This window comes from uncultured Abyssibacter sp. (assembly GCF_964000955.1).
Lineage (GTDB): Bacteria > Pseudomonadota > Gammaproteobacteria > Nevskiales > OUC007 > Abyssibacter.
In genome coordinates this window covers 19553-37088 of the sequence record NZ_CAXFCL010000287.1, presented here as the reverse complement: position 1 = coordinate 37088, position 17536 = coordinate 19553, and the positions used below count along the sequence as shown (strand labels likewise).

The window sequence follows — 17536 nt, the reverse complement described above, 5'->3', positions numbered from 1 at the left end:
GGACACCTCGGACCGGATGCTCTCGTACCTGCCGCTGGCGCCCGACATCGACTGCCCGTCCTGGGACGGGATCATCGCGACCACCGAACCCCTGCAGGGCGAACCCGACCGGTCGCTGGATGATCTGGCGACCATCGTCTACACCTCGGGCAGCACCGGCCAGCCCAAGGGCGTGATGCAGACCTTTGGTTCGTTCAAGGTCTGCGGCACGCTGCTCCAGGAACTGTTCCCGCTGGACACCTCGGACCGGATGCTCTCGTACCTGCCGCTGGCCCACGTGGCCGAGCGCCTGGTGGTGGAGAACAACTCGACGTACCACGGCTTCCATGTGTTCTTCGCCGAGTCGCTGGACACCTTCCTGGCCGATTTGCAGCGCGCGCAGCCGACGATGTTCTTCTCGGTACCGCGTCTGTGGACCAAGTTCCATCTGGCGGTCTGCGACAACCTGCCGCTGAAGAAACAGAAGCTGCTGTTCCGCTTGCCGATCCTGGGCAAGAAGATCAAGCGAGCGATCCTGACCAAGCTCGGCCTGCAGCACGTGCGTGTCGCCTTCACCGGCGCCGCCCCGCTGCCCCCGTCGATTCTGGCCTGGTACCGCTCGCTGGGACTGGACCTGCTGGAAGCCTATGGCATGAGCGAGAACTTCGCGTACTCGCACTTCACCCGTCCCAACGACGCCAAGGACGGCCACATCGGCCCGCCGAATCCCGGCGTGGAATGCCGAATCGATCCCGCCACCGGGGAAATCCAGGTCAAGAGCCCGGCGCAGATGCTGGGTTACTTCAAGGCACCGGACAAGACAGCCGAGTGCTACACCGACGACGGCTACTTCAAGACCGGCGACATGGGTGAGGAGGATGAGGCCGGACGTCTGCGCGTCACCGGCCGCGTCAAGGAGCTGTTCAAGACCAGCAAGGGCAAGTACGTCGCCCCGGTGCCGATCGAGAACAAGCTGGGCAACCATCCGCGCGTCGAGGTCGTCTGCGTGGCCGGCGCCAACCGACCGGCTCCGTACGCGATGGTGCTGCTCGCCGAGGACACGCGCCAGCACCTCGACGAAGGCCAGGTCGACCGCGACACCATCAGCGAGGAACTGGGTTCGCTGCTGGAACTGGTGAATCCGCAGCTCGACGCGCATGAGCGCGTGCAATTCCTGGCCATCGTCAACGATGTCTGGGATATCGAGAACGGGTTCCTGACGCCGACGATGAAGATTCGACGCAACATCATCGAAAAGCACTATGCCGATCACGAGGACGGCTGGTACGCCGCCCGGTCGGCGGTGCTGTGGCAATCCGCCTGAATCACGGCAGGACCCGCACCGGCTGACTGCCCGCGTCGACACATCGGCGCGGGCACCCCGCCACCGACGACACCAACCATCATGGCATCAGCCCGCGGATTCCGGCGCCCGAACCGGTGGCGACCCGGTCCGCCCTCGTTCGGGCCAACGCCTCAGTAGGAGATCGTAAATGGACTTGCGCCCCTCGGATCAGGCCATGGAGCTGCTCACGCGCCTGAAGGCGTTCATGGATGAACACATCTACCCGAACGAATCGGTCCACGCCGAGCAGTTGCACAACGCCGCCGATCGCTACGCGCCGCTGCCGCTGATCGACGAACTGAAGGACAAGGCCAGGGCCGCGGGTCTCTGGAACCTGTTCGTTCCCGAGGAGTACGGACGGTACAGCCCCCATGGCGGCCTGAGCTTTCTCGACTATGCGCCGCTCTGCGAGGAGATGGGCCGGGTACTGTGGTCGCCGGAAGTGTTCAACTGCAATGCGCCGGACACAGGCAACATGGAAGTGCTGATGAAGTACGCCACCGACGCCCAGCGCGATCAGTGGCTGACACCCCTGCTCGACGGCTCCATCCGCTCGTCCTATGCGATGACCGAGCCGCAGGTGGCGTCCAGCGACGCCACCAACATCGAGCTGCGGATCGAACAGCAAGGCGATGAATGGGTGCTCAACGGCCGCAAGTGGTTCATCACCGGCGCGATGAATGCGCGGACGAAGATCCTGATCGTCATGGGCAAGTCCGCGCCCGATCATCCCAGTCGCCACAAGCAGCAGACCCAGGTGCTGGTCCCCAAGGACACCCCCGGCCTGCGCGTGGTGCGACCGCTGACCACGCTGGGCTACGACGACGCGCCGATCGGCCACGCCGAACTGGTGTTCGACGATGTGCGCGTGCCGGTGGACAACGTCCTGCTGGGCGAAGGCCGCGGTTTCGAGATCGCCCAGGGCCGCCTGGCACCGGGTCGCATGCACCACTGCATGCGCCTGATCGGTACCGCCCAGCGCAGCCTGGAACTGGCCTGTCAGCGCGTCACCCGGCGCAGCACCTTCGGCCGGCCGCTCGCCAAGCACCAGTCGGTCCGCGAGGACATCGCCCGGTCATTCTCCGAGATCGAGATGGCGCGCCTGCTGGTGCACAAGACCTGCCGACTCATTGATGAGCAGGGCCCGCTGAACACCACCGACATGATCGCGGCGACCAAGACCACGGTTCCGCTGCTGGTCCAGACCGTGATCGACCGCTGCATGCAGATGCATGGCGCCGGCGGCCTGACCGAGGACTACATGATGGCCGAGGGCTTCAATTACGCGCGCTGGTGCCGTCAGGCCGATGGGCCCGATCAGGTGCACCAGATGGCACTGGGCAAGCAGGTGATCCAGCGCTTCGGCGGCGACTCGACGTGACCGGATTCGACCTGGACCAGGAGCGCCTGGGCGCCTACCTGACCGCCCACATCGACGGGTTCGAAGGCCCGATCTCGGCGGAGAAGTTCAGCGGCGGCCAGTCCAACCCCACCTACCGCATTCGCGCGCGCAGCGGCGACTACGTGCTGCGTCGAAAGCCGCCGGGCAAGCTGCTGAAATCCGCTCATGCGGTCGACCGCGAATACCGGGTGATGTCCGCGCTGGCGAACACCGCCGTCCCGGTACCGACCATGCACCTGCTGTGCGAAGACGAGGATGTCATCGGGTCGGTGTTCTACATCATGGACTTTCTGCCGGGCCGGATCTTCTGGGATTCCGCCCTCCCCGATCAGCGCCCCCACGAGCGCGCGACGATCTACGATGCGATGAATCAGGTGCTCGCCGATCTGCACGCGGTCGACCCCGAGGCGGTGGGCCTGGGCGACTACGGCCGCCCCGGCAACTACTTCGAGCGGCAACTGGCGCGCTGGACCAAGCAGTACCACGCGTCGAAGACCGAAGCGTTCGCGCCAATGGACAGGCTGATCAACTGGCTGGAGGCACAGCTGCCGCCGGACGACGGTCAGGTATCTCTGGTGCACGGCGACTACCGGCTGGACAACATGATGTTCGCCAGCGACGCCCCGCAAGTCATCGGCCTGCTGGACTGGGAGCTGTCGACGCTGGGACACCCCTACGCCGATCTGGCCTATCAGTGCATGCAGCTGCGCATCCCCGGTGACGCGGCCATCCCCGGTCTCGGCGACAAGAACCGCCAGGCGCTGGGCATTCCCTCCGAGAACGAATACGTCGCCAGCTACTGCCGGCGACGCGGCATCGACTCGATCGACCACTGGACGTTCTACCTGGCGTTCTCCTTCTTCCGCTTCAGCGCGATCCTGTTCGGCGTCTACCGCCGCGCGCTGGACGGCAATGCCTCCAGCCGCAAGGCGATGGACTACGGCGCGCTGGCCGGCCCGCTGGCTCAGATGGGCGTCGAACTCACCGAACGCGGCGCCTGATCCCGGCCCGCGGCAACGCTTGAAGCACAACGAGGACCGTGATGACCGACGCGATTGCACACTCCCTGCGACTGGACGGCCGAACCGCCCTGGTGACCGGCGCATCCAGCGGCTTCGGCGCCCACTTTTCGCGGGTGCTGGCATCCGCCGGCGCCCGGGTGGTCGCCGCCGCCCGACGCGTGGACCGGCTCGAGGCGCTGGTCGAGTCGATCACCGAGGCCGGAGGTCAGGCCATGGCGGTGCCCATGGACGTCAATGATCCCGAATCCGTGACGGGGGCATTCGACGCCATCGAATCGGCCTGGGGGCCGGTCGACCTGCTGGTCAACAACGCCGGTGTCGCCACGCCGAGCAAGTTCGTCGATTCCACCGAGGACCAATGGACCTTTGTCGTCGACACCGACCTGCGCGCGGTCTGGCGCGTGTCCCGCGAGGCCTCCAGCCGACTCGTGAAGGCGGGACGACCAGGCAGCATCGTCAACATCGCGTCGATCCTCGGACTCCAGCAGGGCCGCAATCACACGCTGTACGCAACGGCGAAGGCCGGCGTGGTCCAGCTGACGAAAAATTCGGCCATGGAGCTGTGGCGCGACGGCATCCGGGTCAACGCGCTCTGCCCGGGCTACTTCGAAACCGAACTCAACAGCGATTTCTTCCAGTCCGAACGCGGCCAGGCCTACATCGAGAGCACGCCGCCAAGACGGCTCGGCCGGTATCCGGAACTGGACGTCCCGCTGCTGATGCTCGCCAGCGACGCCGGCTCCTTCATCACCGGCGTTGCATTGCCGGTGGACGGCGGCCATCTGCTGCGCTCGCTTTGACGATCGACACCATGGATCAACTGGCAGGCAAGGTCGCGGTCATCACCGGTGGTGGCAGCGGGCTCGGGCGTGAACTGGCCGTGCAGTGCGCCGCCGCCGGCATGCGTCTGGTGCTGGCCGATGTCGACGAGACCGGGCTGGCCGAAACCATGGCGCTGTTGCCGGCCGGGGCCGAGGTCGTCACCCGGCGGGTGGATGTCTCCGACGCCGCGGCCGTGGAGGCGCTATCTGATCTGACCTACAAAAGCTTCGGCGCGACCCATCTGCTGTTCAACAACGCCGGCGTGTTCGTTTCGGGCCCGACCTGGACGACAACGGCCGAGGACTGGAACTGGGTCCTGGGCGTGAACCTGATGGGCGTAGTCCATGGCGTGCGAAGCTTCGTGCCGCGCATGCTGGAGGGCGGCGAAGCCGGCCGCATCATCAACACCGCATCGCTGGCCGGCCTGACCTCGGTGCCGGGCTCCAGCGTCTACTGCGCCAGCAAGCATGCCGTGGTGACGCTGTCGGAATGCCTGCATCACGAACTGACCGCGGCCCGGGCGAACATCGGCGTCTCGGTGCTCTGCCCGGCCTTCTTCAAGACCGGCATCGCCGAATCCGACCGCAACCGCCCGCAGGCGCTGGCGAGCACGAATCCGGACGGAGAGGAATACGCGCGGCGGCTCAAGGCGGCGATCGAGGCTGGCCGCCTCTCCGCCACACGGATCGCCGAGATCACCATGGAGGCGATCTCGGTCGACCGCTTCTACATCATTCCGCACCGCGGGGCGCTGGCGCAGACCGAACAGCGCATGCGCGACATCATCGAGCAGCGGCCGCCGACGAATCCCTACGCGGGTCGCGACTAGCGTCCGGTGAACTTCGGCGCCCGCTTCTGCACGAAGGCCATCGCGCCTTCCATGAAATCCTGGGTCTGACCGCATTCGCGCTGCAGGTCCCGCTCCATCTCGAGCTGCTGGTCCATGGTGCCGGTCTCTCCGGCATGGATCGCCCGCTTGATGTGCGCCAGTGCCTTCAGCGGCCCCAGTGACAGGCGGGTGACCAGCGCCATGGCCGACTCCATGAAGTTCTCGTCGTCCATGACATCCCAGATCAGACCCCAGGCCTGTGCCTGCTCTGCACTGATCTTCTCGCCCAGCATGGCCATGCCCATCGCCCGCTGCGGACCGACGGCCTGGCTCAGCGTGTAGGTGCAGCCGGCGTCCGGCATCAGGCCGATGTTGACGAAGGCCTGGAGAAAATAGGCGGAGCGCGCGGCCACGGTCAGATCGGCGGCCAGCGCGACGCCCGCCCCGGCCCCGGCAGCCAGACCGTTCACCGCCGCAACCACCGGTTTCGGCGTGGCGCGCATGCTGCGGATCAACGGGTTGTACGACTCTTCCAGCGGCGCGCCGAGATCAAGCCTGCCCGACTCGTCCTTGGGCAGCTCGGCGGGGTTGCCGCCCACATCGGCGCCGGCGGAGAACGCGCGCCCTTCGCCGGTCAGCAGAATGGCGGTCACCTCGTCGTCACCGGCCGCGGCGTCAAACGCCTGGTTGAGCTCACGCGTCATCGTGACCGACATCGCGTTGAGCATCTTCGGCCGGTTCATCGCGATGATTGCGACACGCCCCTCCCGGCGCACGAGCAGAGTTTCATAGTCCATTGAGGAAGATCCCAGATCAGAAAACAGTTGGTTGCGAGGCCGCGACGCCGAGGCGTCCGGCGGGCCGATCGCGGGTTCAGACGGACGTGTCTTCGCGGTGAATCCGGTTACGAAGCATGAATCCGAGTATCCAGGCCGCCACCTTGCCATAAGGCGGCCGCAGATACGCACTGGCCTTGGTCAGCGGGCTCATGTAGAGCACCGGCTTGAGGTGCGACAGCCGGTCGAATCCGGCCTGCCCCCGGTAGCAGCCAATCCCGCTGCTGCCGACACCACCAAACGGTAGATTGTGCTGAATGGCGTGATAGCCACAGCCATTGACGCTCACGCCGCCGGATATCGTGCGCTCCAGCACCCGTCGCACCAGGGACTTGTTACCGCTCAGCACGTAGAGCGCCAGCGGACGTTCTCCGGCGTTGACGTGGGCGATGGCATCCTCGATGTCGCGATAGGTCACCACCGGCAACACCGGACCGAACACCTCTTCCTCGCTGAGTTTTGCGCCACGCGGGCAATCCCATACCAGCGTCGGGGGAAACACCTTGTTCTCGGCGGAACAGACCTCGCCGGCCGGATTGATCGCCTCCACCGACGCGCCCTGTGACTCCGCCTCCCGGGTCCATTCGTCCAGGCGCATCCAGTCGTTGCCGGACAGCAGTCGGCCGTAATCCTTGTTGTCGACCAGGGTCGGGTAGCTCGCCCGGATGGCAGCGCGGGCATGCGCCAGGAAGGCGTCGCGGTGGCGCTCCGGGACCAGCACGTAGTCCCCCGCCACGCAGGTCTGGCCGGCGTTGAGCAGCTTGGATTGCACGACCGTCTCGGCGGCCGTCTGAAGGTCGAAATCCTCACCGACGATCACCGGCGACTTGCCACCCAGTTCCAGCGTCACCGGCACGAGATTGGCGGCCGCGGCCTGCATGACCATCCGCCCCACCCGGGTCGATCCGGTGAACACCAGGTGATCGAACGGAAGCGCCGAAAACGCCCGTGCGACGGCGACATCACCATCGACCACGGCCACGACGGACTCGTCGAACAGCCCGCCGATCAGCTTGCGCATCAGCGCCGTGGTCCGGGGCGTCAATTCCGACGGCTTCATCATCACGTGATTGCCGGCCGCCAGGGCATTGACCACGGGGGACAGCGTCGTCATCACCGGATAGTTGTAGGCGCCGATGACGCCCACCACACCCAGCGGTTGTGGCCGCAGTTCCGACCGGCTCGGCCGGAACTGCCAGTTGGTGGCCACGCGCCTCGGCCTGGCCCAGCGCTTGAGGTGTCGCCGCGCATGGCGCAGATCGTCGATGACGACGAACAGCTCCAGCAGCGATTCCTCGACCGCGCGCCCGCCGAAATCCTCGCGCATCGCACGCGCCAGCTCGGCGCGATTGTCGAGCACGCAATCCAGCAGCGACTGGATCGCCTGCTCGCGCTCGGCGACCGGCATCGCGGCCTCGCGTTGCCGGAACGCGAGGCGCTGTCGATCGAAGAGGCGGCTCAGCGGCTCGGGGGCCCGACTGATGTCCGTGACATTCGATGATTCACTCATGACGCCGCCTCCTTGACGATCCGCCGGCGAACTCAAGCCGCCTTCATGGCCTGATAGTAGCCCTCTTCCCGCTCGACCCGGGCCTGCAGTTCCTGCGGCGGCTCGAAGCGTGGCCCCCAGCGTTCGGCCAGGCGCTTGCAGGTCGCCACGAACTCGCGAACACCCACCGTATCGATGAAGGACAACGTGCCACCGGTCCAGGCCGGGTAGCCGATGCCGAGAATCGAGCCGATATCGGCGTCGATCGGGCTGGTGATCACGCCCTCCTCGACACAGCGCGCCGTCTCGACCGCCATGCGGTAGAGGAACCGCAGCTTCAATTCCTCCACGTCGGGCTGTTCGGCCGCGGGCGGGAACGCCTCGCGCAAGCCCGGCCACAGACGCTTCTGACCGTTCTCCGGATAGTCGTAGAACCCGCCGCCCTGCCGACGTCCGGGGCGCTTGAGCTCGTCCACCATCTTGTCGACCACCGGTCGTGCCAGCGTGCCACGGTACTTGTCGTCCAGACCGTCAACGTCCTGCTGCTTGTAGATGCTCTGCTGCAGCGACAGCGTCACCTCGTCGGAGACCGCCAGCGGGCCGACCGGGAAGCCGGCCATCTTGGCGGCATTCTCGATCAGCGCCGGCTCGATGCCGTCCATGAGCATCCGCTGGCCTTCCTGGGTGAAGCTGCCGAACACGCGGCTGGTGTAGAAACCCGGGAAGTCGTGCACGACGATCGGCGTCTTGCGAATCTGGCCGATGTAGTCGAGCGTACGCGCCAGCGTGGCATCGTCGGTCTGCTCGCCGAGAATCACCTCGACCAGCGGCATCTTCTCCACCGGCGAGAAGAAATGAATACCGATGAACTGCTTCGGCCGCTTGGACGCGGTCGCCAATCCGGTGATCGGCAAGGTCGAGGTGTTCGACCCGAACGTCGCGGACTCCGGAATCACCGCCTCGGCCTTGGCGGTCACGTCGGCCTTGATGCCGCGATCCTCGAACACCGCCTCGATGACCAGATCGCAGCCCTCAAGCAACGCGTAATCGTCGGTCGCCGTGATTCTCTCCAGCAGCTCGACCACCTTGTCCCGAGTGGTCTTGCCCTTCGCCAGCGCCTTCTCCTGCAACTTGGCGATGCCCTGCTTGCCCTTCTCCGCCTGATCAAGGGTCGAATCCAGCAACACGACCTCCATGCCAGCCTTGGCGCTCACATGCGCGATACCGGCACCCATCATGCCGGCGCCCAGCACGCCCAGCTTCGCGACCCGGGATTTGGGGACATCCTTCGGTCGCCCGGCCAGCTTGTCAGCCGCGCCCTTGTTGATGAACAGCGTGCGGATCATGTTGCGGGCCACCGACCCGGCCAGCAGCTTGCCGAAGTACTTGACCTCGATCCCCAGCCCCTTGTCGATGGACACCTGCGTGCCCTCGTAGACACAGCTCATGATCGCGGGCGGCGCCGGGTAGTTGCCCTGCGTCATGCCGGATACCAGTGCGTTGCCCGCGGAAAAGGTCTCCAGAGCATGCGGCGCCAGCGGTCCGGCGCCACCGGGCACCTGAAAGCCCTTCCTGTCCCAGGGCTGTTCTGCCGTCGGCGCGTCCATCAGCCAGACCCGGGCCATGTCGACCAGGGATTCGGGCGCGCCGACGGCGTCGACGACGCCCACCGCCAACGCGGCGTCCGGCTTGATCTGCTTGCCCTGCAGCAGCAACGGCAAGGCCTTGGGAATGCCGATCAGGCGTGGCAGCCGCTGTGTACCGCCGGCGCCCGGCAGCAGGCCCACACTGACCTCCGGCAGGCCGACGATGGCCTTGGGGTGATTGGACAGCACGCGGTGGTGACAGGCCAGGCAAAGCTCCAGACCACCGCCCAGCGCCAGCCCGTTCATCGCCGCCACGAACGGCTTGCCGCAGGTCTCCAGGCGGCGGAACAGTCGCGACAGCTCGCCGGCGAACTCGGCGGCCTCGGCCTCGGTCATGCCCTTGTCGAAGGCGGTGACCAGATCCTTGAGGTCGGCACCGGCGATGAAGCTGCCGGGCTTGGCCGACGTGATGATCGCACCGCGAATGGTCTCGTCACCGGCCACGGCTTCCACAGCCTCGGTCAGGTCTGCCGTGAACTCCGGCGTGATCACGTTCATCGGACGACCCGGCACATCGATGGAGATCAGTGCAACACCATCTCCATCCACTTCAAACGTCATTGTTTTCATGTCTTTAACTCGTATTCTTTATCTGATCTGTTACACGCGTTCGATGATGGCGGCATTGCCCATGCCGGCACCCACGCAAAGCGTGCAAAGCGCGGTGCTGAGATCCCGACGCTCCAGTTCGTCCAGCGCCGTGCCGAGAATCATGGCGCCGGTGGCGCCGAGCGGATGACCCATCGCGATGGCGCCACCGTTGACGTTGACCTTGTCGTGCGAGACCTCCATTGCGTTCATGAAGCGCAGCACCACGGAGGCGAAGGCCTCGTTGACCTCGAACAGGTCGATGTCGCTGACATCCATCCCGGCCTGGGCCAGCGCCTTGTCCGACACCGCCGCCGGACCGGTGAGCATGATGCAGGGCTCCGACCCGATCGCCGCGCAGGCGCGAATCCGCGCCCTAGGCTTGAGCCCGGCCTTTTCGCCGAACGCCCTGGTGCCGACCAGGACGCCGCAGGCGCCGTCGACGATGCCGCTGGAGTTGCCGGCGGTGTGCACGTGTTCGATGGCCTCGACCTGCGGATAGCGCTGCATGGCGACCGCGTCGAATCCACCATGCTGGCCGATCATCGCGAACGAGGGCTTGAGTTGCCCCAGCGACTCCACCGTCGTGCCGGAACGGATGTGCTCGTCACGGTCCAGCACCGTCTGCCCGATGACATCCTTCACCGGCATGATCGACTTGGAGAACCGCCCCTCTTCCCAGGCCACCGTGGCCCGACGCTGGCTTTCCACGGCGAACGCATCGACGTCCTCGCGGCCATAACCATCCAGCGTCGCGATCAGGTCGGCGCCAATGCCCTGCGGCACGAAATGCACCTTGGGCGCGAAGGCGGGGTCGGTGGGCCAGGCGCCGCCGTCCGATCCCATCTTGACGCGGGACATGCTCTCCACGCCGCCGCCGATCGCGGCCTCCGACTGGCCGGACATCACCTTGGCCGTCGCCATCGCGAAGGCCTCCAGACCGGAACCGCAGAACCGGTTGACCTGGACGCCGGAGACCGTTTCGGCGTAGCCGGCGCACAAGGCCATCGAGCGCGGCAGCACGGCGCCCTGCTCGCCGACCGGCGACACGATCCCCATGATCACGTCGTCGACGAGACGGGTATCCAGCCGGGAACGCTCGCGCAGGGATTCCAGCACCTGCGTGCCCAGCTGCAGCGGCGTGATCTCGTTCAACGCGCCGTCCGCCCGCCCCTTGCCGCGGGGGGTGCGAACGTGATCGTAGATGAATGCTTCCATGTCTGGCCCTGTGTGGATTGGAATGATCGGGTCCGCGCTCGGGTGGTCTCACCCCGGGGCGTCCTCGCCCACTGCACCCGAGCGCCGGGTGGGTTCCCGATCTTGCAACAGCGCCGGCGGCACTGAATAGAATCCGATCGGCCAATTCGTTATTCGAATCGGCCACGCTGAATTACACTGGCCATCGCAGTCAGCGATGCGGGGCGAAAGCGGCAAATGGATCCAGGCACGGAAGCAGCCACGGCGTCGCCGGGAGACGAGTTGCTCCGTCCGGCGGCCAGCGCGCAGATCATGTTCCGCTTCGCGCGGGAACACGGGCTGACGGAGGCCGCCTGCCTGCGGGGAACGGACCTGCAGCCGGATCTGTTGTTCGATCCGGACACCGAGATCAGCACGACGCAGGAACTGGCGATCATCCGCAACCTGGTTCACGGCCTGCGCGATCAACCGTTCTGCGGACTGGACGTGGGCCTGCGCTACCGGCTCTCCACCTACGGCATCTGGGGCTATGCGCTGCTGAGCAGTTCGACGTTCCGCAGCGCCGCGCGCCTGGCCGTGCGCTACCTCGACCTGAGCTATGCCCTCGCTCGCTACCGACTGGAAAGCAGCGGCGGCAACCTGCGCATCGTGCTCGACGACAGCACCATCCCCGAGGATTTGCGCCAGTTTCTCGTCGAACGCGATTTCGCCGCCTGGGCGGCGGCGGCCTGGGAACTGCGCCCGGGCGGATTCCACACGCTGGAGGCCCAGTTCCGCTTTCCCCAGCCGTCCTACGCCCGTCGCCTGGAAAAGCTCTGCGGGGTGAAGCCCGTCTACGGTGCCCGCCGCAATGCGATCCTGCTGGCCGCCCGGGACCTGGACGCCCCGCTGCCACAGGCGGACCCGCAGATGGCGCGCATGTGCGAGGAGCAATGCCGACAACTGCTGGCCCGCCGCCGCATGCGGTCCGGCTACGCTGGACGGGTTCGAAACCGACTGCTGCGCTCACCGGCCACGATGCCGTCCATCGAGGAACTGGCGGAGGAAATGCACATGGGGTCGCGCACCCTGCGCCGCCATCTGCGCAGCGAGGGTGTGAGCTACCGGGGCCTGGTCGACGAAGTGCGCCAGACGCTGGCCGAGGAACTGCTGAGCTCCACGCAGATGAAGCTGGCAGAGGTGGCCGAGCGCCTTGGTTACACCGAGCCGTCCGCCTTCGTCGCGGCGTTCCGCCGCTGGAAGCGGATGTCGCCGGGCGAGTTCCGCAAGAACCCCGACGCCCGCCCCCACTGAGGTCACCCCGGCAACCGCGTAGCGCGGGCCGGGACAACCACGGGTGCTACGGCATGAGCAACGCCTTGATGGCGATCCGCTCGTCCATCGCCCGGTAGCCCTCCGCGACCTGATCGAGCGGCAACGTCAGATCAAACACCTTGCCCGGGTTGATCGCACCGTCCAGGACGAGATCGATCAGTTCCGGCAGGTACTGGCGCACGGGCGCCGGCCCACCGTGCAGATGCACGTGCTCGAAGAACAGCTGCTGGCCATCCAGCGTCACCCCATGCGGCACCCCGACATAACCGACATGCCCGCCGGGGCGCGCCGCGTGAATCGCCTGCATCATCGACTCCTGCGTGCCAACGCATTCCAGCACCGAATCGGCGCCAAGGCCTCCGGTCATGTCCATGATCCGGGCGACGCCCTCGTCGCCCCGTTCGGTGATGACGTCGGTGGCGCCGAATTCCCGGGCCAGCGCCTGGCGGGGCGCGTGCCGGCTCATGGCGATGATGCGCTCGGCGCCCATCTGCCTGGCGGACAGCACCCCGAGCAGCCCCACCGCGCCGTCGCCCACGACCACGGTCGTCGAGCCGGGCTGGACATTGGCGGCCCTGGCGGCGAACCAGCCGGTGCCCAGCACATCCGACACGGCCTGCAGGCTCGGGATGAAGGCGGCATCCGGAGTCTCGGCAACGGCGACCAGCGTGCCGTCCGCCAGCGGCACCCGCAGATACGGAGCCTGCGCGCCGCCCACGAACTCGGTTTGCTGGCACGAGGTCTGGTAGCCGTACTGGCAGACCGGACAGCTGTTGTCGGAGGCGAAGAACGAGCCGACGACGAACTGGCCAGGCCGTAGGGTCTTGACGTCACGCCCGACCTCCTCGACCACGCCACAGTACTCATGACCCATCGGGGTGGGTTCGTCCGTGGGTTGAAGCCCGCGATAGGGCCACAGGTCGGAACCGCAAACACTGGTCGCGGCCAGACGGATGATGGCATCGGTGGGTTTCATCAGCTCGGGATCGGGTCGATCCTCGAACCGGACGTCCCTCGGGCCATACATGACAGTCGCTTTCATCGGATTCTCCTGTGAAAGTGGGTTACGGGCGGTAGCCCGGTTTCTTGTAAAGCCGTCCACTGCCCCGCTCGATATCCGGCCGGTAGACCTGCTCGGTCCAGTCGCCAGGGTCGACTTCCTCCATGGCGACGGACACGGAGTCCGGTCCGCAGCCGAGCTCTTGCATCACATCCCGCGTGATGGCGTCGGCCAGGCGCTGCTTCTGGTCTTCCGATTTTCCGGGCCAGAGTTTGACGATGACGTGTGGCATGGTGGCTCCTTGGTGCTGCGGCGAGTTCGGGCGGCGATTCAGGCGGTCGACACGAGCGACGTGGCCACTCAGAACGTCGCCGCGTCGATCACGTAGCGATAGCGGGCCTGCTTGTTGACGACCTTGTCCCAGGCGTCGTTGATCTGCCCGGCCTTGATCAGCTGGATTTCCGGAAGCACGCCGTTGCTCGCGCAGTAGTCAACCACCTCCTGCGTTTCCTTCATCCCGCCGATCAGCGACACGTTGAAGTTCACCCGCGCGATCGACAGCGCGATGCTGTTAATCGTCAGTTCGAACCGCTCGGGCATGCCGACCTGGGTGAACGCCCCGTAAGGCCTGACGACCGAGGCGTAGGCAGCCACGTCGTACTGAACCGGGATGGTGGAAATCATGTAGTCCAGCGTTCCCGCATGGGCGGCCAGCGCCTTCGGATCGTCAACCACGGTGACGTGCTCGACCCCAAAACCACGGATGTCATCGACCTTCGAGGGCGAGGTCGTAAAGGCATGCACCTCCGCGCCGCGTGAAACCGCCAGCTTGATGGCCATGTGCCCGAGTCCACCAATGCCGGCGACACCGACCTTCGTGCCCTTGCCGACATCGGCCCGCATGAGCGGCGAATACGTCGTGATGCCGGCGCACAGCAGCGGAGCGGCCTCCTGAAGGCTGATCGTCTCCGGAATGTGCACGGCAAAGTGATCACGCACGACGATGTTGTTCGAATACCCGCCCTGCGAGATGCCGGTCGGCGACGACGCCATCGGATAGCCGTAGGTGAAGGTAGTCTCCGGGCAGTACTGCTCCTGGTCTATTTCGCAGTGCTCGCAATCGAGACAGCTGTCGACCATGCAGCCCACGCCAGCACGATCACCCACCTTGAATTTGGTGACGTTCTTGCCGACGGCGGTGACCACTCCGACGATTTCGTGGCCGGGAACCTGCGGGTATTGCTGCGGCCCCCAGTGCCCTCTCATCTGATGAATATCCGAATGGCAGATGCTTGCGTACTTGATGTCGATCAGGATGTCGTCATCCCCGACCGGGCGCCGCTCGAAGGTCCACGGCACCAGTTTTCCGGACGTGTCCACGGCCGCGTAGCCCCTGGACCGGATGGTCCCGGGCTGCCCGTTCGCGGCGAACAGCACGACCGGTCCGGATAGCAGCAAACCGCCACCGGCCAGCGCGGACGCACGCATGAAGTCTCTCTTTTCCCGGTCGATCTCCTGGGTCATGGCAATACCCTCCTTCTGGGTTCGTGATGGGCATTCGGGACGCGTCGGCCCGATCGAATGCGAATGTCGATTCGGATTACGGGTTGTCGTCACGCCCGCCGCCGGACGCATCCAGCGCCCGCTGCGCCCTGGTGGCGGGCCAGGCGCCCACCGAACGTCGGAGGACCACGACCAGGTCGGACAGCTGCTCGTCGCTCAGCCCGACATTGGTCGCGATGCGGACATGCGCCTGAAGCTGCGAGTCGACACCGGGCAGAGCAGCCAGCGCGGACAGCGTTGCAATCTCCCGGTCCTGGTAGTTCAGCACCCCGCGGGCGAACAAATCCCCGAACAGATGGCTTTGCAGGAGTTCATTCATCGCCGGCGCGAAATCGAACAGCGGTCCGCCAACAGGACCACCGGCCAGGCGGGTCTGGACGGTCTCTCCGAGATCGCGAGCGTTCGTCTCCGACGGCAGGGGTTGCGCGGCGATGCCCGGCTCGTCGCGGATACCGTCGGCGGCCCGCTCGTCCAGCACCGACATCAGCGCGGCAATGCCGTTGAGCGAACGGGGAAACCCGGCGTAGGCGTAGAGGTGAATCTGGACTTCCCTGACCTCGCTGACGCTCAGCCCCTTGTCGAGGCCGGCATGAATCGCGGCCTTCAACGATTCGATGTCACCGTTCGCCGTGTACGCCGCGATGGGAGTGATCGCCTGATGCCGCACGCTCAACGCGCCAACGGGAGCGTCGCCCCGGTCGCCGCGGGCCACCCCGCCGAGGTATTCGGCGTCCGACACCTTGTCTTTCCAGACCACGTTTTCGCCATCAAGGCTGCCGGTGACGACGAAGTGCGTCATCGCCGCGTCGGGCGTCGCGCCGTGCCAGTGATCGATGCCCGCCGGACACCACACAGCATCGCCCTTTCCAAACCGGATCACGCGTCCGTCACGGGTGCCGGTGAGGGCCACGCCCGACGTCACGATCATGTGCTGTCCCGCCGGATGCCGGTGCCATGCGGTCCGCGCACCCGGCTGAAAGGTGACGTAGGCGCCGGAGTAATCCGCGGTGTCGTTGCCGGGAAAGACGAGCCGGACATCAACGTCGCCGGAGAAATAGTCATCCGGCCCGGCGAACGATTGCTGCGAACCGGCCGGATACAGCGTCTGCCCGTCATGCGACGTCCCGTCGGCGTATGCGGACTTGGTCAGACACCCCGTCAGAGCGAGGAACAGGGCCTGCAGCAGTGGCTTTCGGTTCTTCACGTGGGTTCTCCTGTGGAGCGCGAATCTCTGTTCACACTGTAGGAGACGACGCCAAAACCCCGTTAGACGATTTCTGTTGATCTATTGCCCATTCCTCCAGAACCCCGTCCAATCGGGCAGCAGCCCGGGCTGTCACGACGCCTCGATCGCCAGGCTTCTCGAGCCTGCATATCTTCGCGTCACGCAACGAAACGGCTCACCCGATCCTCCGTCATTCTTGCCTGATACTTCGGCGATCGACGAACGGGGTTTGTCGCAGCGCACGCTGGCGACTAGGCTCGCCAAATGGTTGGCGGTATACCGCTGGACCAGCAGGGCCCGAATCGCGTGACGATGACGAGACACACCGGATGAACAGCGCGCACGAAGAGAACTTGAGTCTGGCCGCGGACATTGCCCGATGGACCGAGGGCAGGACCCGCCATGACACCCCGATTCAGGGGCTCGCCCTGCACCGCTGGGATCACCCGACCGATCCCACCAGCTACATGCTCGCGCCGAGCATCTGCCTGATTGGCCAGGGACGAAAACGCCTTTACCTGGGCGAGGAAACCTTCGTCTACGACACGCACAGTTTCCTGATCACCTCCGTGGACCTCCCGGTGGTCACGCAGATCATCGAGGCCAGCAGCGAACGTCCCTACCTCGGGCTGACGATGGAGCTCGACCTGAAAGTGCTTGCGCAGCTGATGCTGAGCCAGGACTTCGCACCACCACCCGCGTCCAGACGCGGACCGGGCATCGCGGTCAGCGCGGTCTCCGACCCGCTACTCGATGCGTTCAGGCGACTGATCGGCCTGCTCGAAAACCCCGACGACGTCCCGGCACTGGCACCGCTCATCCAGCAGGAGATCCTTTATCGACTGCTCGCCGGTGAGCAACGGGCGCTGCTGCAGCAGATCACCACCGCCGGCAACCACAGCTACCAGATCTCACGAGCCATCGACTGGCTGAAGAACAACTACAGCCGCCCCGTGAAAATGGATGAGCTGGCGAGCAAGGCGGGGCTCAGCCTCTCCGCGTTCCACCACCACTTTCGCGCGACGACCGCCATGAGCCCGCTTCAATACCAGAAGCGGATGCGTCTGAACGAAGCGCGCCGGCTGATGCTGACGGAACATCTCGACGCGTCCAGAGCGGCCTTCGAGGTCGGTTACGAGAGCCCCTCACAGTTCAGCCGCGAGTACAGCCGCCAGTTCGGGGCACCGCCCCGGCGCGACATCATGAGCCTGACGCAGGAGATGGCGGCCGGCTGACACACCGGGACGCCGGCGGGCGGCGCCGCCGGCGATTCATCCGA

Annotated in this window: 15 protein-coding genes; 7 read left to right on the top strand and 8 right to left on the bottom strand. The window is 66.0% G+C overall.

Annotation, left to right across the window (positions count from 1 at the left end):
- The 5 genes from ABNS06_RS13920 to ABNS06_RS13900 all read left to right on the top strand — a co-directional run.
- Nucleotides 1–1303 (top strand): AMP-binding protein (locus ABNS06_RS13920; RefSeq protein ID WP_348675197.1); only part of this gene is annotated, 1303 nt, incomplete at its 5' end.
- A gap of 169 nt (nucleotides 1304–1472) precedes the next feature.
- Nucleotides 1473–2705, top strand: a complete 1233-nt coding sequence (locus ABNS06_RS13915; protein ID WP_348675196.1) for an acyl-CoA dehydrogenase family protein — start codon at nucleotides 1473–1475, stop codon at nucleotides 2703–2705.
- Complete coding sequence (locus ABNS06_RS13910; protein WP_348675195.1) at nucleotides 2702–3727, top strand: phosphotransferase; 1026 nt, start codon at nucleotides 2702–2704, stop codon at nucleotides 3725–3727. The genes ABNS06_RS13915 and ABNS06_RS13910 overlap by 4 nt, the downstream gene beginning before the upstream one ends.
- A gap of 41 nt (nucleotides 3728–3768) precedes the next feature.
- Nucleotides 3769–4548, top strand: coding sequence for an SDR family oxidoreductase (locus ABNS06_RS13905; RefSeq protein ID WP_348675194.1), 780 nt, complete (start codon nucleotides 3769–3771; stop codon nucleotides 4546–4548).
- Nucleotides 4549–4559: 11 nt separating this feature from the next.
- Nucleotides 4560–5399: an SDR family NAD(P)-dependent oxidoreductase gene (locus tag ABNS06_RS13900; RefSeq protein ID WP_348675193.1), complete on the top strand. Its 840-nt coding sequence runs from the start codon at nucleotides 4560–4562 to the stop codon at nucleotides 5397–5399.
- Here the strand turns inward: ABNS06_RS13900 and ABNS06_RS13895 are convergent.
- The 4 genes from ABNS06_RS13895 to ABNS06_RS13880 form a co-directional block, all read right to left on the bottom strand.
- The gene (locus ABNS06_RS13895) at nucleotides 5396–6196 is read right to left on the bottom strand and encodes an enoyl-CoA hydratase-related protein (RefSeq protein ID WP_348675192.1); all 801 of its coding nucleotides are present in this window, start codon (nucleotides 6194–6196) and stop codon (nucleotides 5396–5398) included. The genes ABNS06_RS13900 and ABNS06_RS13895 overlap by 4 nt on opposite strands.
- Nucleotides 6197–6272: 76 nt before the next feature.
- Nucleotides 6273–7745, bottom strand: a complete 1473-nt coding sequence (locus ABNS06_RS13890) for an aldehyde dehydrogenase family protein (protein WP_348675191.1) — start codon at nucleotides 7743–7745, stop codon at nucleotides 6273–6275.
- A gap of 32 nt (nucleotides 7746–7777) precedes the next feature.
- Nucleotides 7778–9940 (bottom strand): 3-hydroxyacyl-CoA dehydrogenase NAD-binding domain-containing protein, encoded by a 2163-nt coding sequence (locus ABNS06_RS13885; RefSeq protein WP_348675190.1) that lies wholly within the window; start codon nucleotides 9938–9940, stop codon nucleotides 7778–7780.
- Between the two features lie 30 nt (nucleotides 9941–9970).
- Nucleotides 9971–11176 carry an acetyl-CoA C-acetyltransferase gene (locus ABNS06_RS13880; protein WP_348675189.1) on the bottom strand — a complete coding sequence of 402 codons (1206 nt, stop codon included), beginning with the start codon at nucleotides 11174–11176 and terminating at the stop codon, nucleotides 9971–9973.
- Between the two features lie 216 nt (nucleotides 11177–11392).
- Here ABNS06_RS13880 and ABNS06_RS13875 point away from each other — a divergent pair, with 216 nt between their 5' ends.
- Nucleotides 11393–12448: an AraC family transcriptional regulator gene (locus ABNS06_RS13875; protein ID WP_348675188.1), complete on the top strand. Its 1056-nt coding sequence runs from the start codon at nucleotides 11393–11395 to the stop codon at nucleotides 12446–12448.
- Between the two features lie 46 nt (nucleotides 12449–12494).
- On the opposite strand, the gene ABNS06_RS13870 is transcribed toward ABNS06_RS13875, so the two are convergent.
- From ABNS06_RS13870 to ABNS06_RS13855, 4 genes are all read right to left on the bottom strand, one after another.
- Nucleotides 12495–13511: a zinc-dependent alcohol dehydrogenase family protein gene (locus ABNS06_RS13870; protein WP_348675187.1), complete on the bottom strand. Its 1017-nt coding sequence runs from the start codon at nucleotides 13509–13511 to the stop codon at nucleotides 12495–12497.
- Between the two features lie 22 nt (nucleotides 13512–13533).
- On the bottom strand, nucleotides 13534–13761 hold the full coding sequence (locus tag ABNS06_RS13865) for a tautomerase family protein (protein ID WP_348675186.1): 228 nt from the start codon (nucleotides 13759–13761) through the stop codon (nucleotides 13534–13536).
- Nucleotides 13762–13829: 68 nt separating this feature from the next.
- Complete coding sequence (locus ABNS06_RS13860; protein WP_348675185.1) at nucleotides 13830–14993, bottom strand: NAD(P)-dependent alcohol dehydrogenase; 1164 nt, start codon at nucleotides 14991–14993, stop codon at nucleotides 13830–13832.
- A 76-nt stretch (nucleotides 14994–15069) separates the two neighbouring features.
- Entirely contained in the window at nucleotides 15070–16236 is a 1167-nt protein-coding gene (locus ABNS06_RS13855; RefSeq protein ID WP_348675184.1) for a carboxymuconolactone decarboxylase family protein, read from the bottom strand.
- A 350-nt stretch (nucleotides 16237–16586) separates the two neighbouring features.
- On the opposite strand from ABNS06_RS13855, the gene ABNS06_RS13850 reads away from it, so the two are divergent.
- On the top strand, nucleotides 16587–17492 hold the full coding sequence (locus ABNS06_RS13850; protein ID WP_348675183.1) for an AraC family transcriptional regulator: 906 nt from the start codon (nucleotides 16587–16589) through the stop codon (nucleotides 17490–17492).
- Nucleotides 17493–17536: the final 44 nt, after the last annotated feature.

What these genes read in the sequence shown, in the direction of transcription:
- ABNS06_RS13915 (WP_348675196.1), top strand. Translation starts at nt 1,473, where the DNA reads ATGGACTTGCGCCCCTCGGATCAGGCCATGGAGCTGCTCACGCGCCTG.
- ABNS06_RS13905 (WP_348675194.1), top strand. Translation starts at nt 3,769, where the DNA reads ATGACCGACGCGATTGCACACTCCCTGCGACTGGACGGCCGAACCGCC.
- ABNS06_RS13900 (WP_348675193.1), top strand. Translation starts at nt 4,560, where the DNA reads ATGGATCAACTGGCAGGCAAGGTCGCGGTCATCACCGGTGGTGGCAGC.
- ABNS06_RS13895 (WP_348675192.1), bottom strand. Translation starts at nt 6,196, where the DNA reads ATGGACTATGAAACTCTGCTCGTGCGCCGGGAGGGGCGTGTCGCAATC.
- ABNS06_RS13890 (WP_348675191.1), bottom strand. Translation starts at nt 7,745, where the DNA reads ATGAGTGAATCATCGAATGTCACGGACATCAGTCGGGCCCCCGAGCCG.
- ABNS06_RS13885 (WP_348675190.1), bottom strand. Translation starts at nt 9,940, where the DNA reads ATGAAAACAATGACGTTTGAAGTGGATGGAGATGGTGTTGCACTGATC.
- ABNS06_RS13880 (WP_348675189.1), bottom strand. Translation starts at nt 11,176, where the DNA reads ATGGAAGCATTCATCTACGATCACGTTCGCACCCCCCGCGGCAAGGGG.
- ABNS06_RS13875 (WP_348675188.1), top strand. Translation starts at nt 11,393, where the DNA reads ATGGATCCAGGCACGGAAGCAGCCACGGCGTCGCCGGGAGACGAGTTG.
- ABNS06_RS13870 (WP_348675187.1), bottom strand. Translation starts at nt 13,511, where the DNA reads ATGAAAGCGACTGTCATGTATGGCCCGAGGGACGTCCGGTTCGAGGAT.
- ABNS06_RS13865 (WP_348675186.1), bottom strand. Translation starts at nt 13,761, where the DNA reads ATGCCACACGTCATCGTCAAACTCTGGCCCGGAAAATCGGAAGACCAG.
- ABNS06_RS13860 (WP_348675185.1), bottom strand. Translation starts at nt 14,993, where the DNA reads ATGACCCAGGAGATCGACCGGGAAAAGAGAGACTTCATGCGTGCGTCC.
- ABNS06_RS13850 (WP_348675183.1), top strand. Translation starts at nt 16,587, where the DNA reads ATGAACAGCGCGCACGAAGAGAACTTGAGTCTGGCCGCGGACATTGCC.